This window comes from Haloleucobacter albus, assembly GCF_052492075.1.
The window spans coordinates 365,346-385,174 of record NZ_JBQWAS010000028.1; the positions used below are offsets into that span (position 1 = coordinate 365,346).

Consider the following 19,829-nt stretch of genomic DNA (forward strand, 5'->3'; position numbering starts at 1 on the left):
TCTTCAGAAAGACTGTTTTTATTTTGACCCGAGCCATTCACAAGGCCCGGCACATCCTTCCCACACCTCACAACATGGGCAGAAGGATGAAAGTATTCCAGCTCATCCAAAGACCATTGACGGCCTTCGTGGCGGTGAGCACTGTTATGTTAGAAAGATTATGCCCTGAACCCACTCCAGAAAGCCAACACCATTTTGGTCTGCTACTATATCTTGAAGGTATAATAAAAGCGCGAACGTGCCGCACTGCAAAACAAGGCGCGACATATGCAAGAGACCGGGGAGGATACTTGAATTGGACCTGCGCCAGCTGCGCTATTTCGAGGCGGTGGCCCGCCTGCGCAACTTCACCCGTGCCGCAGAGGAACTCTGCATTGCCCAACCTCCGCTCAGCCGGCAGGTCCAGCTTCTGGAAGAAGAACTGGGCGTCACGCTGATCGTGCGCAACACCCGCCCGCTGAAACTCACGGATGCCGGACGGCTGTTCCACGAACATGCCCTACAGGTGCTGAACCAGGTGGAGCAGATGAAAAGCGCCACCCGTCGCGTAGGCCTGAATGAGCGTGGCGTCTTTTCCATCGGCTTCGTACCTTCCACCCTCTATGGCGGCCTGCCCACCGTGGTGCGCAAACTGCGCCACTATGCGCCAGAGCTGGATATCCAGCTTGTGGAGCTGCTCTCCATCCAGCAGGTGGAGGCGCTGAAATCCGGGCGCATTGATGTCGGTTTCGGGCGTCTGCGCCTGAATGATCCGGGCGTGGTGCGCACCGTTCTGCGGGAAGAACGGCTGATGCTGGCGAGCCCGCCCGGCTCTCCCCTCAGCACCAGCACTGCGCCGGTTTCACTGGATGTGCTGAAAGACCAGAAGCTCATCCTGTTTCCGAAAGAGCCCCGGCCGAACTTCATTGACCAGATCCTCACCTTGCTGGCGGATCATCAGGTCCGCCCCGGCGAGTTGCAGGAAGTGCGCGAATTGCAGACTGCATTAGGGCTGGTGGCGGCCGAAGTGGGGCTATGCGTCATCCCCGCCGCCGCACGCCTGTTGCGCACAGATCTGCATTACCGGCTGATTGATGATGAGAAGGCCACCACCCCCATCATTTTCAGCCATCGGGCCAATGACAAATCGCCCTATCTGCAAATGATCCGGGAACTGGTGCAGGAGATGTACGACGAAAAGCCGCCATGGCTGGATGCGGCCTATAATTATCTGCCGCATTGGGAGCTGCCGCCACATCCCGGCACGCCCCAAACGACACCCCGCAACACATCTCCACGCCGGAAAGGACGCACCCCCTCAAAATGAGAGGGCCGGTGCACGAAAAGACGGAAGGGCCAATCAGCCCTCCGCCTTTTGTGGGCGCGCCATCAGCGCCTCAATGGCCGCATCAATGGAAAGACGACCGGAGAGCACATCATCCACTGCGGCACTCACCGGCATGTCAATCTGGTGCGCACGGGCCGTCTCCATCAGCGCTGCTGCCGTGAAGGCCCCTTCAGCCAGCTTGTCCGCCGTCGCCCGCCCCGCCCCCAAAGCCTCGCCAAAGGCGAAATTGCGCGATTGCGGGCCGGAGGTGGTGAGAATGAGGTCTCCAAGGCCGGAGAGCCCCGTCACCGTCTCGGGCCGTGCCCCACGGGCCAGAGCAAAGCGCATCAGCTCGGCGAACCCGCGGGAAACCAGCGCCGCCCGCGCGCTTGCGCCCAACTGGCGGCCCGCCACAATGCCGGCAGCGATGGCCAGCACATTCTTGGTGGCCCCGCCAATTTCCACCCCGCGCATATCGGTAGAATAATAAAGCCGCAGCGTGGAAGACCCCAGCGCCTGCGCCAAAGCCTGCGCCTGCTCTTCATCAGCCATGGCCAGCGTCACCGCTGTCGGCAGGCCAGCGGCCACATCGGCCGCGAAGCTCGGGCCCGAGAGCACGGCCGGCACCGCCTGCGGGGCGGTTGCGGCAATCACCTCGCTCATGAAGGCCCCGGTGCCGCGTTCAATCCCCTTGGCGCAGGAGACAACCGGCGTTCCGGGTGCGAGGCAGGCGGCAAGCTGCTCCATCACGCCCCGGCAGGCCTGCGCCGGCACCACCAGAAGCACGACATCGCACGCCGCCATACGGGAGAGCTCCGTCACCGGCTCCACCGCATCCGCCAGCGCAATGCCCGGCAGGGCGGCCACATTTGCACGGCGCGCAGCCATATCGGCCATCTGCCCGGCATCGCGTCCCTGCAACACCACATCAAGGCCGGCGCGCGCCCCGGCATTGGCCAGCGCCGTTCCCCATGCCCCGGCGCCCACCACGCCCAGCCGACGAATGGTCTTCATCGCTCAGGCCCGCGCATGGGGAGAAGCCGCAGCGGCCGGGTCCAGCGGCCAGCGTGCGCGCGGGCTCACCGTCAGATCATCGGTCATGCCAAGTGCGAAGCGCTCTGCCCCGGCCCAGGCGATCATCGCACCATTATCCGTGCACAAATCGCGTGTGGGCAGGGCCAGCCGGGTGTTGAGATCGGCAGCAACCCGCACCAGTGATTCCCGAATAGGCGTATTAGCCGCCACACCGCCCGCCACCACCAGCGCCGTCGGCCCACGGCCCAGCCTGTCGCGGAAGGCTTTTGCACCGGCGCGTACGCGGTCGGCCAGCAGATCCAGAACAGCAGCCTGGAAACTGGCGCACAGATCCGCCACATCCTGCTCGCTCAGCGGGGCCAGGCGCTCGGCTTCCAGCCGCACGGCGGTCTTCAGGCCGGAGAGGGAGAAATCCGGCTCGCGCCGCCCCATCATGGGGCGCGGAAAGGCGAAACGCCTTGCATCTCCCTGCGCAGCCTGCTTTTCCACTTCCGGCCCGCCGGGATAAGGCAGGCTCAGCATCTTGGCCACCTTGTCGAAGGCTTCACCCACGGCATCATCCAGCGTGGTGCCAAGGCGGGTGTAGCGACCCACATCCTCCACCGCGAGAAGCTGTGTGTGCCCGCCCGAAACCAGCAGCAACAGATAGGGAAAGGCCACACCATCCGTCAGGCGGGCGGTGAGCGCATGAGCTTCCAGATGGTTCACCGCCACCAGCGGCTTGCGGGCAGCCAGCGCAATGGCCTTGGCCGTGGTGATGCCCACAATCACCCCGCCGATCAGCCCCGGTCCGGCCGCGCCGGCCACGGCAGACAACTCCTGATAGGAGACATTCGCCTGCCGCATGGCCTCGGCAATCACATGATCGAGGATTTCCACATGGGCGCGGGCGGCGATTTCCGGCACCACGCCGCCATAGGGGGAGTGGATTTCCACCTGCGAGCGCACCACATTGGAGCGGATCTGCCCCGCGCCGGAAGGCGAGCGCGCCACGACCGCTGCGGAGGTTTCATCGCATGTGCTCTCGATTCCAAGGACGAGAAGATCGGCCAAACCGCCCTGCCTTTTCGACGCCGGCCGCAGACTGCGCCGCAACGCCGCTCTATCTTATTTTGATTCCCACCTTCATTCTTAGCGCCCATGAGCCCGGAAACGAACAAAGAAGCGTCCATGTCCCCGCACAATTCCTCTTCCGCCCTTCCGCGCCTGCGCATCGGCACGCGCGGCAGCCCGCTTGCGCTGTGGCAGGCCCATGCGGTGCAGGAGGCCCTTTCAAAAGCCTTCGGACGCCCGGCGGACAGCATCGAGATCGAAGTGATCCAGACCTCCGGCGACCGCATTCTGGACCGGGCACTCTCGCTCGCCGGCGGCAAGGGGCTGTTCACCAAGGAGATCGAGGACGCCCTGTTGGAAGAGCGGATTGATCTGGCTGTGCATTCGGCCAAGGATGTCGCCACTCAGCTACCGGAAGGGCTGCATCTGGCTGGCTATCTGCCGCGCGCCGATGTGCGTGATGCGCTCATCATGAAATCCGGCAAAGGTCTGGAGGATCTGCCACAAGGCGCGAAGGTCGGCACCGCCTCCCTGCGGCGTGAAGCGCAATTGCGCCGCCTGCGGCCGGATCTGGAGGTTTCGCTACTGCGCGGCAATGTGGCCACGCGCCTCTCCAGAGTGGCGGAAGGCGTGTTCGACGCCACGCTGCTGGCCTATGCCGGCCTTTCCCGTCTGGGGCTGGCCCATGAGGCCAGCGCCGTGCTGGATGTGGAACAGGTGCTGCCCGCCGTGGGGCAAGGCGCGGTGGCCATTGAATGCCGCGTCGCGGATACCGCCACCAATGCCGCCCTTGCCGCCATCACCTGCCGCAACACGGCCCTGGCGGTTACGGCCGAACGCGCTTTTCTCGCCGCCCTGGATGGCTCCTGCCGCACCCCTATTGCCGGCCTCGCCACGGTGGAACAGGGCGAAGACGGCGAAAAACTTCGTCTTCAGGGGCTGGTTCTCACCACGGATGGCACTGACAGCGCCGCGCTGGAGGAAGCCATCTCCCTCACCGCCGGGCAGGAGCACTCACAGGCTGCGGCTCTGGGGACACGGTGCGGAGCCATTCTGCATGACACCGCCCCCGCCCGCGCCCTGCGCGCCAGGCAGCAAGACTGAACCCACCGCACGCCTGACAGAACAGGCGTGCGCACCCTATATGTGTGAAGACGCGGCCTCATCACGAAGGGAACCTTCATGCTCACCCTTGTCACCCGCCCCCGGCCGGCCGCCGAAGAAACCGCCGCCCGCCTGCGCGCGCTGGGGCATGAGGTGCTGATGGACCCCATGCTGCACATCCGCCATCTGCCGGAAGGGCTGCGGAAGGCCATGCTGGCGGCCCCTTTTGTCTCCCCTTTCGATGTGCTCGCCTTCACCTCCATCAATGGGGTGGACGCCTGCATGGCGGCCATGGCCGCTGCACCTGAAGGGCCCGCCTGGTTTCAGGCACTCAGCCCGCTACCGGTTTATGCCGTTGGCACGCGCACGGCGCAGGCCGTGCGACAGGCTGGCTTTTCCACCATCATCACCTGTGCGGGCGATGCGCGCGACATGACCCGCCGCATGGCGCAGGATCTGCCCGCCGACACACGCATCCTCTACCCCGCAGCCCTGCACCGGGCAGCGGACCTGCCCGCAGCCCTCGCGCCCCACGGTCTGCACGTCACCATCAGCGAGGTCTACGCTGCGGAAACGGCGCGCACTCTGGCGCAAACCACCCGCGACGCCTTGGCTGAAGGGCAGATTGAATGCGTCCTGCATTATTCACAACGCACGGCCACCGCCCTGCTCTCCTGCGTGGCGGCAGCCGGCCTCATGCACCGGCTCTCCAATGCTCGCCATCTGTGCCTTTCCGCGCAGGTGGCAGGCCCTCTGGTTGCAGCCGGCCTTCAAACCCATCTTGCCGGTGCCCCCAGTGAAGAGGCACTTTTGGCGCTTCTCTAGCAAGGCGCATCTGTGCGACGGTTGCAGAGACCGGCGCGGCAGTCTATCCCGAAAGTAGAAGCCGGCTTCGATCCGCGAGGAGACCCATGGCGAGCCAAGATCCGAACGCGCAAGGCTTTTCATCCCGCAAGGGACGCAAGCCCCCCACCCTTGAGCTGAAGGCTGAAGAGGTGCGCGTGGAAGAGCAGCCCAACCCCGATGCCGCGCCAGACAAGGCTGAACCCGGCCCAATGGCGGACAAGGCCACCCCGGCGCAAACTGATTCCACGGCGACATCCGCTCCTTCCGCAGAATCCGGCGACACAACCTCTGCGCGTGACGCTGCGCGCGCCGAAGGCGCACAAGCACCGGCAGAATCTACAGGAAACAAGGCGGATGCTCCGGCCAAAGACACCGGCGCGGACACGGCTTCGCCCACAACGCCGGAAGAACCGCCCCGGAATGACAAGCCCCATGATGAACCGCCCCGCGGATCATCGCGCCTGGGAGCCGGAGGCTTCATTGCCGCGCTCATCGCTGGGGCTCTTGCCGGCGGCGCTGCGGGGGGCGGCGTAGTCTATTACATGGCGGCGGAAGGCCGCTTCACGCAGCCAGCTGTGGATCTGACGCCCCTCACCCAGCGGCTGAGCGCGCTGGAAGAGCGCCCGGCCATCACACCTCAGGCACTGGCCAGCGTGGAAGCGCAGATCAAGACGGCGCAAACGCGTCTTGCAGCCCTTTCCGGCACGGTCGGCACTCTGGAGGCCCGGCCGGAAGGTGAGGCCCAGCCGGCTCTGCCAGAAGATGCGGCCCAGCTGCTAACCCAGTTGCGCCAGCAGGATGAAGACCTGAAATCCACCTTTACACAAATCGGCGTGGAGATTGGCCGCCTGAGCGCTGCCCAGACAAAGCTGGGCGCACAGCTGGAAACACAGGCCACCCAGAGCGAACAGGCTCTGCAACAGGCCAAGACCGCAGCCGATACTGCCGGAGAAACCGCCCGACAGGTAGCGGCGCTGGCCCCACGGCTTGCTTCCATCACGCAGGACGTTGCCAAGGCCACCCAACTGGCCCAGCAGAGCGAAACCCTCGCCCCGCGCATCGACGTACTGGATTCCAGCCTCACCGAGATGCGCAAGGCGGCGGAGGCTCTGGCCCCGCGCATTGCCGCGCTAGGCTCTCGCATCGCCGATGAGCGCCGGCAAACCGATGCGCAGATTGCCGAGACAGACAGTTTCAGCCGTTCCGCCGCCGCCATGGTGGTGATGGCCGATCTGCAAAATGCCGTCCGCGCTGGCCGCCCCTTCACGCCAGAGCTGAACGCCGCCCGCACCCTTCTAGGCCCGCAGGCTTCGGTTCTGGACCCGCTTTCGGCCTCTGCCGAGAAGGGCTTTACCCCCCGCGCGACGCTGGCCGAGAAACTGGAGAAGGAAGGCGCAAACGCCTTCGCCGCCCTGAAGCCCGTGCCGCAGACGCCAGAAGACGGCTCTCTGGTCTCCCGCTTCCTGTCCAGCGCAGGGTCCCTCGTCACCATTCGCCCCGCCGGTGGGCCGGATATGGCGGGCGCACAAGGCGCACTGGCCCGCGCCGTGGTGATGGTGCGGGTGGGCGAACTGGACAACGCCCTGTTCGAATTGCGGCAACTTCCGCCGCAGGTCAGCGAGAAACTCACCGCCATTACGGCGGAGATCGAGGCGCGCCGCCAGGCGGTGCAGCTCGCCTCCTCGCTTTACCGTAACGCCCTCGCCGCCATTTCGGGGAAGACGCAGTGATCCGCCTCGTCCTCTTCCTGTTTCTGCTGGCCGCCATTGCCTTCGGGGCCTCCTGGGTTGCTGATCGCCCCGGTGAGATCACCGTGGTGTGGCAGGGCTGGCAGGTGGAAACCAGTGTGCCGGTGGCGCTTGTCACCATAGCCATCACCGCCGGCGTGCTGCTGCTGCTGTGGCGTCTGCTTGTGCTGCTGCTGGATATTCCCGCCCATATTGCGAGCTTCTCCCGCAAGCGAAAGCGCGAAAAGGGCTGGAAGGCTGTCACGCGCGGGCTGCTGGCCATCGGAACCGGCGATGGTGCAGCCGCCCGCCGGGCGCGCGCCGAGGCCGTGCGCCTGCTGCCGGATGAGCCGCTCACCCATCTGCTGACCGCGCAGGAAGCCCAGTTCGAGGGTGAGCATGAAGTGGCTGTCGCCACCTTCCAGGCCATGGCGGAAAACCCGGAAACCCGCCTTCTCGGCCTGCGCGGGCTGCATATAGAGGCGCGCAAGGCCGGCCACCATGCCGCAGCTGCGGCCTTTGCCGCACAGGCCGCAGAAGCTGCCCCCACCCTGAACTGGGCAGCTGATGCCGTCATTGAAGCGCGCTGCGGCGAGGGCGATTTTGCCGGGGCTCTGGCTGTGCTGGAACGGCAGATGGCGAAAAAGGGCATCGACAAAGCCCTGTATCGCCGCCGCCGCGCCATTCTCCTCACCGCCGAAGCGCTGGCTCTGGAGGAAACAGACCCCACGGTAGCGCGCGAGCGGGCAGTGGAAGCGGTGCGCCTTGCGCCCACACTGGTGCCGGCCGCTGCCTGCGCCGGGCGTCTTCTGGGTGCCAACGGGCAAATGCGCAAGGCCAGCAAGATTGTGGAAACGGCCTATGCCGCGACCCCTCACCCGGAACTGGCAGAAACCGAAGCCTTCCTGCGTCCCGGCGACAGCTCTCAGGACCGGCTGAAGCGTATCCGCGCACTGACGGCCCGCGCGCCGGACCATGCCGAAAGCGCCATTGCCCTTGCTCATGCGGCGCTTGACGCCCAGGAGTTTTCCGAGGCGCGCACGGCCCTTGCCCCGCTGCTGGAGCAGCCCACCCAGCGCGTCTGCATGATGATGGCCGAGTTGGAAGCCGCCGAGCATGCCGATATTGGCAAGGCTCGGGAATGGGCCGCCCGCGCCGTGAATGCCGCGCATGATCCCGCCTGGATTGCCGATGGTGTGGTCGCCGAGCGCTGGGCTGCCCTGTCACCCACATCCGGCAAGCTGGATGCCTTTGTCTGGGCAGTGCCGCCGGGCGTTTCGACAACCCCGCTGCTGGAACATGAGGCCGAGCGCGTGAAGGCTGCCATCGCTGCCATTCCGGCCCCCATGGCCGGCAGCGTCGCCACCACGGTGGAGGGGGCAGTCACAGCGCCCGAAACAGAAGCGAGTGCGCCCCCCGCAGAACAGACGGGCCAGCCTGTTGCAGATGAGGTGCCGCAGAAGCAGCCGGAAACCCCAGCGCCACCTGTGGATGACAAAGCCTCTGTACCTGCCATGAAGGCCACAGCGCCGACTGATATTGTCGCCATGCCGCCCCTGCCCGACGACCCTGGCCCGGAACCTGAAGGTGAGACGGAAAGCGTGACGGACAAGCGCCGGATTTTCGGCCTGTAAGCCTCTGCATGGAACAGGAAACGGCCGCGCCAGAAACACAGGTGCGGCCGTTTTCGCGCCGCTACGGCCCTTGCGCAACGCCAGCCCTCGCCAAACACTCCGCCCCCCTTGCAAAGCCGGCGGCAAACCGGCACATGCACGGCATCTTCCCTCCCGCCGGGCCCTTGCGGTCACCGGCCTGTAACCGGAGAGCGCGCCATGGCCCACTGGCTCTACAAATCCGAACCCGACACATGGTCGTGGGAGCAGCAGGTTGCGAACGGGGAAAAGGGCGAACCCTGGAATGGTGTGCGTAACCATTCCGCCAAAAAGAACCTTCTGGCCATGAAGGTGGGGGATACGGGCTTCTTCTACCACTCCAATCAGGGACGGGAGATTGTCGGCATCGTCGAGGTCATCCGTGAAGCCCGGCCCGACCCGTCGGACCCTTCCGGCAAGTTCGTGATGGTGGATGTGAAAGCCGTGAAGCCCCTGAAAACACCTGTGACGCTGGCCACCATCAAGGCCGATCCGCGCTTGCAGGAGATGGCGCTGGTGAAATATTCCCGCCTCTCCGTGCAGCCGGTGACGGATGAGGAGTGGAACATGATTTGCGCAATGGGCGGACTGTGAGCCAGCCGATCCGCGACCCGGTCGCTTTCATCCGCACGGAAACCCGCCTGCGCACGGTGCCTCTGGTGCCCGGCATGCGCCTGCATGTGGCAGATGAGGCCGTTCCCATCTGGCACCGTACCGAAGAGGAGCTGGGCCAAATGGGCCTGCCCCCGCCTTTCTGGGCCTTTGCCTGGGCTGGCGGGCAGGCGCTGGCCCGCCATGTGCTGGACCACCCGGAAACGGTGGCCGGAAAGCAGGTTCTGGATTTTGCCTCCGGCTCCGGGCTGGTCGGCATCGCGGCCATGCAGGCGGGCGCAGCGCATGTGGAGTGCGCGGATATCGACCCCTTCGCCCTTCACGCCATCCGCCTCAATGCCGAGGCCAATGGCGTGGTGCTCACCCCCATTGGCGAAGACCTGATCGGGCAGGACAAGGGTTGGGACACCATTCTGGCCGGGGATATCTGCTACGAGAGGGATCTGGCGGAACGGGTCTTCCAGTGGCTGCTGCAACTGGCCGGACGTGGCGCGACAGTGCTGATCGGAGACCCCGGCCGCAGCTATTTGCCGAAAGACCGGCTGCAACAGCTTGGCGAATATCATGTCCCCGTCACGCGGGAACTGGAAGATATGGAAATCAAGCGCACCTGCGTCTGGCAACCGCGCAACACGCCGCCGGAGGGCTGACCTTCAGCCCTCCCCTCCGGCCCGCCCGCAGTTCTTCAACGTGACGCACGCATCTGGCGCAGAACCTTCACATTGCTGGCCGCTTGCTGGGATGAAAGATCCTGCGAGAAAACCTTCCGCGCTTCATCATCCTTGCCACGCATGGACAAAATGATGGCGAGGTTCTGCCGAACGCGCGCATCTGCACCGGCCCGGTTGGCGGCCTGCCTTGCCATGCGCTCGGCCTTGTCCATCTGCCCGTTCGAGGCATAGGCCATGGCCATATTGGCTTCGATGCGAGGATCTTCCGGCTGCAAATTCAAAGCCCGTGTGAAGAATGCCTCCGCCTGCTGCACATCGCCCATCTTGGCCGCCACCACACCCTGCGCAGACAACACCATCGGGTCTGGATTATCCGGCGTATGGGCATTGGCCAGCACATCCCGCGCCTCGGCAAGACGCCCCAGCCCCACAAGGCTTTTGCCATAGGCCGCGCGCAAGGTCATGTTTGACGGATCGGACAGGGCTGCCTTCTGAAGAATGGCGGAAGCCTGCTCCACCTGCCCCCGCTCTTCCAGCGCCCTAGCCTGGGCAATGACAGACTGCGCGGTTGCCGAAGCGCCCGGCTGCCCCGTGCCGCCACTGGTCTGGCAACCGGCCAGAGCCACGGCAAGACAAGAGACAGCTAGAATTGGAAGGCGCATCTTCATTCCTCAGGCCACGACATGTCCAAAACCCACCGCTTAGATTATTCGCGCCCCGGAAACCAGTGCCCCGCACAGCCCGGAAGCACGCAGCAACATGCCCCAAGCCCCCAAACTCCCCCCTCAAAAGCCCAGCATGAGCCGAGGGTGGACATTTCAGTCCGGGTCCCATGCACAACGCTCGTAAATATCCTCCGAGGCATGAGCATCCGGAAACCTGCGTTCCTGATTCCAGCAGCCCACACCCCAGATGATCCGCGCCGCACCCTGCGCGCCCGAGCCGGGCCGCACAAGATAGGTTCGGCTTCCAACCCGGATTTCAACAGGGGCTGGCGCTTCACCACCTTTGCCGACAGTGACGGTAATTGTTGTCCCCGGCGTGACGCGCTCTCCATTTCTGTAGGAAAGCTCTCCGCCGCCGCCGGCATATCCCTTGTCCCAGGATTTTGCGGCAGATGGGGCCATCACGCCACCACCGCCGCCACCATGGCTTCCGCCGTCCGCACCGAAGACAACCCCGCCGGCCCCCTGAATGATATAATCAGAGCCTTGCCCTGCCGATTGCCCCCCGGAACCGCCACCACCACCAGCAGCGCCATTCTGGCTCCAAACCCCGTTATCGGCGTAGCTGTTGATACCCACACCACCGCCGCCGCCTCCGGCCGCCCGACGATAATAGCCACCGCCACCACCGCCACTATGCCCCCCCTGGGGCATGGTATCCCAGTTTATGGCCGCGCCTCTTCCGGCGTTCCCGCTCTCGCGATACCCCGCGGCACCGCCGCCGCCGCCACCACTCACCAGCGCCGTGCCTGCCTCGGTCCAGGTCTGGTCGCCATCCCACCGGATCGGGGTTCGGCCGCCATCACCACCGCAGCTCCCACCCTCCTTGCTGCTATTGCAGCCGCCAGCCGTGCCGGGGCGATCATAGGCATTCTCTCCAACGGAAAGGGCGTCATATCCGCCGCCACGCGCCGTCACTGCGCTGGGTGCGTAGATGATGCTGGCCTCTCCCGGCCCAAAACTGAAGGTTCCCGTTTCAGAAGCCGCGACACTGCCACTGGCTCCGCCGCCGACAACCAGCACGGAAACCCGCCTCACACGCTCCGGCACAGTCCAGCTATAGGTGCCGGGCGCGGTGAAAGCCTTTCCGCCCGTGGGACAATCCGGCTCCAGATATTTCCATGTATTGTTCGCTCTCCAGCCATTGGAGCGCTGTTCTCCACGCACACAGTGATAATTGGTGGTGTATTCCCGAAGGCCCACCATATCCTCCATCTGCTGGGTGGAGGGGCAATATATCGCGTTAGACTGCCGGTCCTCCTGCCAACGCGTGAACTTTCCTTTCAGGCAGGAGGAGCTACAGCTGTTCACAACATCTCTGGCGCGCTCCTCTGGCGCAACATCCACCCATTCTGTCCAGCCTTCATCATTGTTTGCCGCACAGGATGGGTAGCTGGCCTGGCGGACCCTGTAATGGATTGCGCCATAATTCTCTCCGTTCGGGCACGCCTCCTCCCGAGTGGCTGACCAGCGATAGCGCGGCTGGCGATCATCCTCCCGGCATTGGAGCTGCGGCTCTTCGCAGGTGTTGACGGTTTGCCTGTTGCCGGTCGGCACCCAACTGCTCCACACCGGCTCCGTCGCCCCTTCCGGGCAGGAAGCTGTTCTCTTTTCTTCCGTTTTCTCAGAGAGGGTTCCGGTCTGCCCCGCTGGACAGATACCCGCCGTTTCAACCCAACGGGTTTCCTCATCCTCATCCGGCAGAGTGCAGGCCGGAGCCGCACTGATGGTTGAAAACCCTCTGGCGCAGACCCACAAGGATGCAGTGGAAGCGCCGCCCTCTTCCCCCGCCCCTTCACCTGTCCCTGCCCCCTCGCCCGCACCCGCTCCGGTTTCGGGAATCCCACCCTCCGGTGAAGGATAATTCACGCCAAGGCTTTTATAGATGGGATCGAACAGGGGTTCATAATTGGCGCAGACCCGCACGGAAACATCCGGCGCGCTCCCTTCAAGCTGCACGATACAGCCCTCGACCGTAGCCCGGCACAGAAGCTGAAGCTGCGCCTGATCCCTGCCACGGGCATATTCATGGGCGGCCATATCCGCCGCCACCTGCAACTTGCGGCGCAGATCCACCACATAACCGAAATCCAGCGCGACGCCACTGAAAGCCAGCACACCGGATAACAGAAAGCCGCCCAGAATGAGCATATTGCCATCCTGCGCGCGCAAAACATCGCGAAGCCGGCGAATGAAGCGGTGCCAGATCATGAAACCCTCATTTCCAGCCCATATAGGAAATGAGCGCAGGAATGGCGCTGATGACAACCAGCGGTGGCATAAAGAAAATCATAACCGGCAGAGACAGGATGGCCGCGATTTTCGCCCCCTGCTGCTCGGCGGCGGAAATACGGGCGGCCCGGCTTTCGGCAGAAAGAGCCCGCAGGGCCGGGGCAAGCGAGGTGCCCTGCTGCTCGGACTGGATAATCGCCATGCAAGCGCTGCGCACCTCGGACAAATCCGTCCTGTTGCCCAGATTTTCATAAGCCTGCCGCCGCTCCGGCAGAAAAGACAGTTCCGCCAGCGTGATGCTGATTTCCTCGGACAAGGGCGCAGAGCTGCGCGCAATATCATCCGCCATGCGGCGCAGCGCCTGCTCCACCGGTTTGCCCGCCTCCACAAGGATCAGCGCCAGATCCAGCGCATCCGGCCAGGCAGCCTTGATGGAGGCAATGCGCTCGCGCCCGGCTCGGTCCAGCTGAATTTCAGGCAACTTGATGCCGATATAGGTGAAGAATGTAATGACAAGCACGGCCAAGGAAAAAGGCAACCCGTCCGGCAGCACAAGGAAAACATAGAGCGCGGAAAAGACAAGCGCCCCCACACCTGTTACCAGACGTACAAACAGGAACTGCGCCTCAGCCTGTGGCCCGCGCCGGCCCGCCCGCGCCAGCTTCTCACGCAATGGGGCAAAACCCAGCCAGCGCTCCAGTTGCAACACCTGCGCAATAATCTGGACCAGATCCTTCAGTTGCTCTCTCACCGGCACATGGCCCGCTTCCTGCGCCCGCCAGGAAGCCAGTATGGCCCTGCGCCGCCGCTCACGCGCATCACCCAGCACAAGCGTGCCAAGCGCATAAATGCTGATCCCCGCCAGAGCCGCGATGAAGATACCCTGGAGCATGCTGAATTCTCCCTCCCGGATAGGCCCTAGACCTTGATGGCCTGAAGGCGCTTCATCACGAAAAAGCCGATGAGAACCCAAGCCGTCCCCAGCAACAGGGTCACCCTGCCGATTGTCGTGGTCCACAGCAGTGAGGTCTTCTCCGGGTCGATCAGATAGTTCACGACAAGGCCGATATAAGGCAGGCTGGCCAGCAACATGGCGCTAGCGCGCGCCTCTGCCGTCATGGCGCTGATCTTGTCGGTGAGCTTGCGTCGCTCACGCATGGTGTTCGCCAGTGAATTCAGCGTCTCAGCCAACCCACCGCCCTCTCCGGCCTGAAGCGAAATGGCGAGCGTGAGAAAGCGGGTTTCCTCCACGGGAATGCGTGTATGCATCCGCTTCAGCGCTTCTGCGAGGGTGGAGCCAATGGCCTGCTCATCCGCCACCACCTGAAACTCGCCACGCAAAGGCTCCTGCCCTTCCCTCACAATGATGCGCAGGGCTTCAGAAATGTGCAGCCCTGCGCGCATGCTGCGCGCCATGGCCTCAAGGGCATCTGGCAACAGCTTCACGAAAGCTTTGATCCGGCGTGCTCGCTGCACCTTCAGAAACTGCCGCGGCAGCAGAGTGCCAAGCACAATTCCAAGCGGCAATGCCAGCAGGCTGGCCCCCATGACCAGAAACAGCAGAGTGCACAGCACCCCCACACCAATACTGGCCAGCACATATTGCCGAACGGTCCATTTCACCCCCGCCTGAGACAACAGGATCTTCAGGGTCATCTGCCGGCGATGGCGCTCTTCTTCCGCAACTTCGGCCAGACGATTGGCCAGCAACATGCGGCGCACACGCAAACCTTCGTTCGGGTCCTGCGGATTGGGGGCAGCTTCCAGAATATCCTGCATGCGCCGGGACATTTGCGCCGGCGTGAAAAGCGGCCTGTAGAACAGCGCGAACAATGCGGTCGTGACCGCTATTCCAATCAGAACAGCGGTGAGCAGGTTCATGACCGGCCACCATTTGCAGCTTGCAGGGCCTTGGTCAGGCGATCCACCTCGCCATAACGGGAGGCCTGCTCGGACAGAAGCGGCTTGATGATGCCCGTTCCTTCAATACGCTCTGTCCGGTAGTTGAAGCGCAAAAGATCCTGAAGAACGACCGTCTCCCCCTCCAGCCCGCACACCTCTGTCACATGGGTGATGACGCGGCGCCCGCTGGGCAGTTGCTGGGTTTGAACAACCACATCCAGAGAATCCGCCAGATCCTTGCGAATAATGTGAGCCGGCAGGTTCTGATAGCCGGAGCCGGTGCGGATCAACGCCTCGATCCGCGCCAGGCACCCGCGCGGATCATTGGCATGGACCGTGCCCATCGACCCCATATGGCCGGTATTCATGGCCTGGATCAGATCAATGGCGGCATCGTCACGCACTTCACCCACAATGATGCGATGCGGCTTCATGCGCAGCGCGTTGCGCACCAGAGAGCGCATCGTCACCTCGCCCGTGCCCTCATTGCTGGCCGGACGGGTTTCAAGCCGCACCACATGAGGCTGCTGAAGCTGAAGTTCCGCCGTATCCTCGCAGGTAATGATGCGCTCACTGGCATCAATCACCCCCGTCAGGCAGTTCAGCAATGTGGTTTTACCACTGCCGGTGCCACCGGAAATCACGACATTGACACGGATACGACCGATCACATGCAGCAATTCGGCCGTTTCCGCCGTCATCGAGCCAAGCCGCACCATGTCTGCCAGCACGAAGCGGTCCTTCTTGAATTTTCGGATGGTCAGGCAAGTGCCATCCACCGCAACCGGCGGAATGATGACATTGACGCGGGAGCCATCCTTGAGGCGCGCATCGCACATGGGCGATTGCGCATCCACGGTGCGACCCACTGCCTCCACAATCTTGCGACAGATGCGCAGCAGGGTTTCTTCACTGCGAAAGGCCAGTTTCGTCTTTTCGATCCGCCCGCCTCGCTCAAGATAAATGGAGCTGGCGGAATTGACCATGACTTCCGAGATACTGTCATCTGCCAGAAGAACTTCGATAGGACCATAGCCCACAACTTCGGCCGTGATCTCCTCAATCAGCTTTTCCCGTTCTATTCGGGAAAGATTACCTGGATCATTGGCGGCAATCTGGGCCAGCGCGGCACGCACTGCGGTGCGTTGGGAAGCATCATTGACGACACTGGCGTTCCGGCTGACGGCGATGAGATCAGCATTGGCCATCAGCCGTTCCATCCATCTCTGGCCGATCGTCGCGGCGCGCTGGCGGAAGCCATCATCCTCATCCGGCAGGCGAACAGCAGCCGGGGTGGAGGATGCCGCCAGATGCTCCGCCGTCCCCCCTGAAGCAGAAGCCTCCTGGCCAGGCTGTGAAGCCGGGCCAAAACCCGTCCCCGCCGCACGACCGGTTCCACGACCTGCCATCTTGCCAAGATTCTTGCCAAAGATCGCCATCATGCACCTTTCTGCGTCAAGCGCCGGAACAGCTGCGAGAAGGGCCAGGACCAGCCGTCCGCCTTCTCTTCCGGCTCCCCGAACAGCTGGGCGACCAGACGCCGCAATTCCTGCATCCCGGCATGGGAAGGGGCGATTTCACACAAGGTTCTCCCCTGCGCCACACTATCTGGAAACGCCTTGTCCATCGCGATCTTGTACGTCTTCGGCGCATTCAGGGCGGCCCGGACATCCTCCGTCTTCCAGTTGTCCGAATCCTGTGGTCGGGCCTGGTTGAGCACAATCAGGGTTCCATCCCGCATCTGCCCCAGATAGTGCAACAAGGTTTGCGCGGGGGGCAGGCCGGAAAAATCAGGCGTCGTCACCAGCACCACATGATTGGCCTTGACGAGGATATTCTCCACCGTCGCATTCCATTGCAGGGGCACATCCAGAACCGTGCAGGAAAATTCGGAACGCAACAATTTGATGAGGTGCGCCGTGCCGGCATCATTCCGCCGACGGCCTGCGGCCTCAAGGCTGGGCGTGGCGCACAGGACAGACAGATTGCCCGTCTTGTGAATGAGCATCCGGCTCAGGGTTTCCGGGTCGGATATCAGCTCCGGCGTATACAGCAGGGCCGACAGTTCCGGGTCCGGCCGGCAATCCAGCGCCGACGCCAGCCCCCCGAAGGGCAGATCAAGATCGACCAGACAGCAGTTTTCCTCACGCTCCTGCGCCAGCATCCAGGCCAGATTGGAAGCGATGGTTGTGGTGCCCGCACCACCACGCGCGCCAACCACCGCAATCACCTTGCTGGCCTTCTCCGCGGCATCCTTCTGCGCCAGCCGGCTGGCCAGGGATTGCAGAATCTGATCGCTGGTGACAGGGGCCACCAGATAATCGGCCACGCCCTCATTCAACAAAGCACGATACAGGGCGATATCATTATCGTGCCCAATGACGAGCACCACCGTATCCTGATCGCAATAAGCCGCGAATTTTGTCAGCTGCTGGAGAATTTCCCGCTGATCGGCCTGCTCGCCCACCTCAACGATGAGCGCGCCCGGCAGGCCATTGGCTGTCAAATTCTTGCCAAATCCGCCCACATCAACAGCCCGCGCCGGCATGACAGTGGGGCGCACACGCGCCATGGCCGGATGGGCGAACGCCGCATTAATCGCCTCCATGACCGGCTCTGTCTCACAAAACGCCAGTATCGAGACCCGCGGCAGAAGAACCGGCTTATCGGCGCGCACCATCAATTCTCCACCTGATCCGCGATGGATTCCGCAGCATTATAGGAGGAGGCCGGGTCCTTGCCGGTCCGCAGCGCCCTGATGTCATCCACGGCCCGCACCGTATCCGGCGGCGAGGACACCCGCGGACGCACCAGATCCACCGGGTCCGCCACCTGCTGGGCCAGATTGGATTGTGTGGCGCAGCCAAAATTCCAGTAGCTTTCGTTCCAGTATCCCTGCGGATCACCGCCGGTTGCCAGATCCTCGGGCCATTGCCCGCATTCATTGGCCACACGCGCGCCGAAGCTGTCGTAGGAAAGGGTCAGCGGCGCGGCAGAATAGCTCGCCGGATAATAGGAGACCATGATATTGCGGCGCTCAACACCGGCGCGGATCAAGGTCTTGCGCACGCTTTCCAGCGTGGCGCGCACGGCTGGTTCCATGGCGTGACCTGCGGATTGGCCGGATGGCCCCTTGCCATAGGCCAGCGCCTGCTGCGGCACCGGCACATTAATAAGCAGCTTGCTCTTGGCAGACCGCCGATAGACCTGCCCAAAGGCCGTGACATCCGCGCGCTGGCGCGGCTCCAGCCCATAAGCCCAGCGCGGAAAGACCTCCAGCGTCGTCGTCTCATCCGTCAGTTCAATGGGATGACGCTCCTTGTAGGAGGTCGGATAAGGCGGTTCTGTCCACGGCTCGCTCGTCTTGCAACCCGCAAGCCCCAGGGCCGACACGCCGACACAGGCGAACATGCAATGGCGAAGAAGACTGTTCATTGCTCTTGCCTCAGTCGAGGATGAAACCTGCATGGCCATAGAATTGAGAGGGATCGACCTTGTGCCGGGGGCTGCCAATGATACGGTTGACCTGCCCCAGAAACACGGCGCGCGGGTCCGGCGCATCCGCAAACCCCTGATCCGGCCGGGTGACCTGGCGCGCCTCCAGCGGGCGGGCGAGCATTGGCGTAACCGTGATAACCAGTTCTGTTTCCAGCCGCTGATAATCCCGAGAGCGAAACAATGTTCCCAGAATGGGCACATCCATGGCGCCGGGAATGCCGGTGATGGCCTGCTGCCCGCTCTCCTGAATGAGCCCCGCCGTGACAAGTGTGCCGCCGGACGGCAACTCCACAACAGTCTGCTGCTTGCGCACCCGGAAGCCGGGAATGGAAAGGGTGGACGTACCCGTGGAGAAGGAGAGCTGGTTTTGCGTATCCGGCTCGGACACTTCAGTAGCGATCCGCAGGCTGATACGCCCGGCGCTCAGCACCACCGGCGTGAAGGTGAGCGTGACACCAAATTTCTTGAATTCAATCGTCGGCTGACACGTATTGGTGGAGGAGCAGGTCATGCCTGTGGGAACAGGCACTTCACCCCCCACAAGAAAGGTGGCCGTTTCACCGGAGGCCGCTGTCAATGTCGGCTCCGCCAGCATGCGCGCCACGCCGGTTTGGGCCATGGCGTGAAGGGTCAGCGTGTTTGTACCCCCGGCGGGGTTGACGGAAGACCCCGCAATGGCCCCCACCGTGCTCGTCAGGGCCTGCCCGGCGACGCCATAGGGGTTATTCATCACCCCGCCCATGATGATGTCGCCAACCGCCCAGGAGCCATTGGCATTCACGCCGAACTGCTTCAGCACATTGCGCTGAACCTCAGCCACGGACACCTTGAGCATCACCTGGTCCCGCGCATTCAGCGTGATGGCATTCACCACCTTGTCGGGGTTTCCGGCAAAGCCGGCCGCGATATCCACGGCGCGCGCCGCATCCGCAGCAGCCTGCACTGTACCTGTGAGGATGATGGCGTCACCTGCGGCCCGCGCGGTAATGTTTGAATGCGGCAAAGCCGTCTGCAAGGTGGACTGAAGCTGCCCCATATCCCTGGCCACGCGCACTTCAACAGACGCCAGCGGCCGGCCATCAGCGGCATTCACCAGAATGGTGGTATCGCCATCCTTCAAACCCGTAATCACCAGACGTTGCCGGGTCTGCATCACGGCACTTGCAACTTCAGAATCCGCCACATAGGTGTCACGCGCCGGCTCCGACAGCTCAATCACCCGCGAGCGCCCCACGCCAATATTCACGATCTGATGCATCGGGACGGAGAAGGTGGAACTCTTCTCCCCATCCCCGAAGCCGTTCGCTCGGGCCTGCGGCAGCGCGCTCAGCATCAGCGCACAAACAACCGCAACAAACCGCAGAGCGCCAGTCAGACGCACCATTAGGACCCTCGTTCGAACAGCGCGGCTCCGCGCTTATGAATATTCGTTAACTACTTTCTATATGGTTAATAAAGCATAAACA

The 19,829-nt window shown here is 63.4% G+C and carries 17 protein-coding genes; 7 read left to right on the forward strand and 10 right to left on the reverse strand.

Features of this window, described 5'->3' with window-relative positions:
- Positions 1–295 precede the first annotated feature (295 nt).
- Positions 296–1,306 (forward strand): LysR family transcriptional regulator, encoded by a 1,011-nt coding sequence (locus ACT6QH_RS11595; protein ID WP_444974978.1) that lies wholly within the window; start codon positions 296–298, stop codon positions 1,304–1,306.
- Between the two features lie 33 nt (positions 1,307–1,339).
- On the opposite strand, the gene ACT6QH_RS11600 is transcribed toward ACT6QH_RS11595, so the two are convergent.
- A complete protein-coding gene (locus ACT6QH_RS11600; RefSeq protein ID WP_444974979.1) occupies positions 1,340–2,320 on the reverse strand; it encodes an NAD(P)H-dependent glycerol-3-phosphate dehydrogenase in 981 nt (326 codons plus the stop codon).
- Positions 2,321–2,323: 3 nt separating this feature from the next.
- Complete coding sequence (gene tsaD / locus ACT6QH_RS11605; protein WP_444974980.1) at positions 2,324–3,394, reverse strand: tRNA (adenosine(37)-N6)-threonylcarbamoyltransferase complex transferase subunit TsaD; 1,071 nt, start codon at positions 3,392–3,394, stop codon at positions 2,324–2,326.
- Between the two features lie 117 nt (positions 3,395–3,511).
- On the opposite strand from tsaD, the gene hemC reads away from it, so the two are divergent.
- The 6 genes from hemC (at position 3,512) to ACT6QH_RS11635 (ending at position 9,985) form a co-directional block, all read left to right on the forward strand.
- A complete protein-coding gene (gene hemC / locus ACT6QH_RS11610; RefSeq protein WP_444974981.1) occupies positions 3,512–4,498 on the forward strand; it encodes a hydroxymethylbilane synthase in 987 nt (328 codons plus the stop codon).
- A 78-nt stretch (positions 4,499–4,576) separates the two neighbouring features.
- Complete coding sequence (locus ACT6QH_RS11615) at positions 4,577–5,323, forward strand: uroporphyrinogen-III synthase (RefSeq protein WP_444974982.1); 747 nt, start codon at positions 4,577–4,579, stop codon at positions 5,321–5,323.
- Positions 5,324–5,409: 86 nt separating this feature from the next.
- The gene (locus tag ACT6QH_RS11620; protein WP_444974983.1) at positions 5,410–7,074 is read left to right on the forward strand and encodes a COG4223 family protein; all 1,665 of its coding nucleotides are present in this window, start codon (positions 5,410–5,412) and stop codon (positions 7,072–7,074) included.
- Positions 7,071–8,705, forward strand: coding sequence for a heme biosynthesis protein HemY (locus ACT6QH_RS11625; protein ID WP_444974984.1), 1,635 nt, complete (start codon positions 7,071–7,073; stop codon positions 8,703–8,705). Before ACT6QH_RS11620 ends, ACT6QH_RS11625 begins: the two co-directional genes overlap by 4 nt.
- 198 nt (positions 8,706–8,903) lie before the next feature.
- Positions 8,904–9,317: an EVE domain-containing protein gene (locus ACT6QH_RS11630; protein WP_444974985.1), complete on the forward strand. Its 414-nt coding sequence runs from the start codon at positions 8,904–8,906 to the stop codon at positions 9,315–9,317.
- Entirely contained in the window at positions 9,284–9,985 is a 702-nt protein-coding gene (locus ACT6QH_RS11635) for a class I SAM-dependent methyltransferase (protein WP_444974986.1), read from the forward strand. Before ACT6QH_RS11630 ends, ACT6QH_RS11635 begins: the two co-directional genes overlap by 34 nt.
- 35 nt (positions 9,986–10,020) lie before the next feature.
- On the opposite strand, the gene ACT6QH_RS11640 is transcribed toward ACT6QH_RS11635, so the two are convergent.
- The 8 genes from ACT6QH_RS11640 to ACT6QH_RS11675 form a co-directional block, all read right to left on the reverse strand.
- Complete coding sequence (locus ACT6QH_RS11640) at positions 10,021–10,668, reverse strand: tetratricopeptide repeat protein (RefSeq protein ID WP_444974987.1); 648 nt, start codon at positions 10,666–10,668, stop codon at positions 10,021–10,023.
- Between the two features lie 156 nt (positions 10,669–10,824).
- Positions 10,825–12,942 carry a pilus assembly protein TadG-related protein gene (locus ACT6QH_RS11645; protein WP_444974988.1) on the reverse strand — a complete coding sequence of 706 codons (2,118 nt, stop codon included), beginning with the start codon at positions 12,940–12,942 and terminating at the stop codon, positions 10,825–10,827.
- A gap of 7 nt (positions 12,943–12,949) precedes the next feature.
- A complete protein-coding gene (locus tag ACT6QH_RS11650) occupies positions 12,950–13,855 on the reverse strand; it encodes a type II secretion system F family protein (protein WP_444974989.1) in 906 nt (301 codons plus the stop codon).
- A gap of 26 nt (positions 13,856–13,881) precedes the next feature.
- On the reverse strand, positions 13,882–14,844 hold the full coding sequence (locus tag ACT6QH_RS11655; protein WP_444974990.1) for a type II secretion system F family protein: 963 nt from the start codon (positions 14,842–14,844) through the stop codon (positions 13,882–13,884).
- On the reverse strand, positions 14,841–16,307 hold the full coding sequence (locus ACT6QH_RS11660; RefSeq protein ID WP_444974991.1) for a TadA family conjugal transfer-associated ATPase: 1,467 nt from the start codon (positions 16,305–16,307) through the stop codon (positions 14,841–14,843). Before ACT6QH_RS11660 ends, ACT6QH_RS11655 begins: the two co-directional genes overlap by 4 nt.
- Entirely contained in the window at positions 16,304–17,545 is a 1,242-nt protein-coding gene (locus tag ACT6QH_RS11665; protein ID WP_444974992.1) for a CpaE/TadZ family protein, read from the reverse strand. The genes ACT6QH_RS11660 and ACT6QH_RS11665 overlap by 4 nt, the downstream gene beginning before the upstream one ends.
- On the reverse strand, positions 17,545–18,300 hold the full coding sequence (locus ACT6QH_RS11670) for a CpaD family pilus assembly protein (RefSeq protein WP_444974993.1): 756 nt from the start codon (positions 18,298–18,300) through the stop codon (positions 17,545–17,547). Before ACT6QH_RS11670 ends, ACT6QH_RS11665 begins: the two co-directional genes overlap by 1 nt.
- Positions 18,301–18,310: 10 nt before the next feature.
- Complete coding sequence (locus ACT6QH_RS11675) at positions 18,311–19,747, reverse strand: type II and III secretion system protein family protein (protein ID WP_444974994.1); 1,437 nt, start codon at positions 19,745–19,747, stop codon at positions 18,311–18,313.
- Positions 19,748–19,829 lie beyond the last annotated feature (82 nt).

Excerpts from the sequence above, each read along its gene's own strand:
- ACT6QH_RS11600 (WP_444974979.1), bottom strand. The coding sequence starts at position 2,320 with ATGAAGACCATTCGTCGGCTGGGCGTGGTGGGCGCCGGGGCATGGGGA.
- hemC (WP_444974981.1), top strand. The coding sequence starts at position 3,512 with ATGTCCCCGCACAATTCCTCTTCCGCCCTTCCGCGCCTGCGCATCGGC.
- ACT6QH_RS11615 (WP_444974982.1), top strand. The coding sequence starts at position 4,577 with ATGCTCACCCTTGTCACCCGCCCCCGGCCGGCCGCCGAAGAAACCGCC.
- ACT6QH_RS11620 (WP_444974983.1), top strand. The coding sequence starts at position 5,410 with ATGGCGAGCCAAGATCCGAACGCGCAAGGCTTTTCATCCCGCAAGGGA.
- ACT6QH_RS11630 (WP_444974985.1), top strand. The coding sequence starts at position 8,904 with ATGGCCCACTGGCTCTACAAATCCGAACCCGACACATGGTCGTGGGAG.
- ACT6QH_RS11640 (WP_444974987.1), bottom strand. The coding sequence starts at position 10,668 with ATGCGCCTTCCAATTCTAGCTGTCTCTTGTCTTGCCGTGGCTCTGGCC.
- ACT6QH_RS11645 (WP_444974988.1), bottom strand. The coding sequence starts at position 12,942 with ATGATCTGGCACCGCTTCATTCGCCGGCTTCGCGATGTTTTGCGCGCG.
- ACT6QH_RS11650 (WP_444974989.1), bottom strand. The coding sequence starts at position 13,855 with ATGCTCCAGGGTATCTTCATCGCGGCTCTGGCGGGGATCAGCATTTAT.
- ACT6QH_RS11655 (WP_444974990.1), bottom strand. The coding sequence starts at position 14,844 with ATGAACCTGCTCACCGCTGTTCTGATTGGAATAGCGGTCACGACCGCA.
- ACT6QH_RS11660 (WP_444974991.1), bottom strand. The coding sequence starts at position 16,307 with ATGATGGCGATCTTTGGCAAGAATCTTGGCAAGATGGCAGGTCGTGGA.
- ACT6QH_RS11665 (WP_444974992.1), bottom strand. The coding sequence starts at position 17,545 with ATGGTGCGCGCCGATAAGCCGGTTCTTCTGCCGCGGGTCTCGATACTG.
- ACT6QH_RS11670 (WP_444974993.1), bottom strand. The coding sequence starts at position 18,300 with ATGAACAGTCTTCTTCGCCATTGCATGTTCGCCTGTGTCGGCGTGTCG.
- ACT6QH_RS11675 (WP_444974994.1), bottom strand. The coding sequence starts at position 19,747 with ATGGTGCGTCTGACTGGCGCTCTGCGGTTTGTTGCGGTTGTTTGTGCG.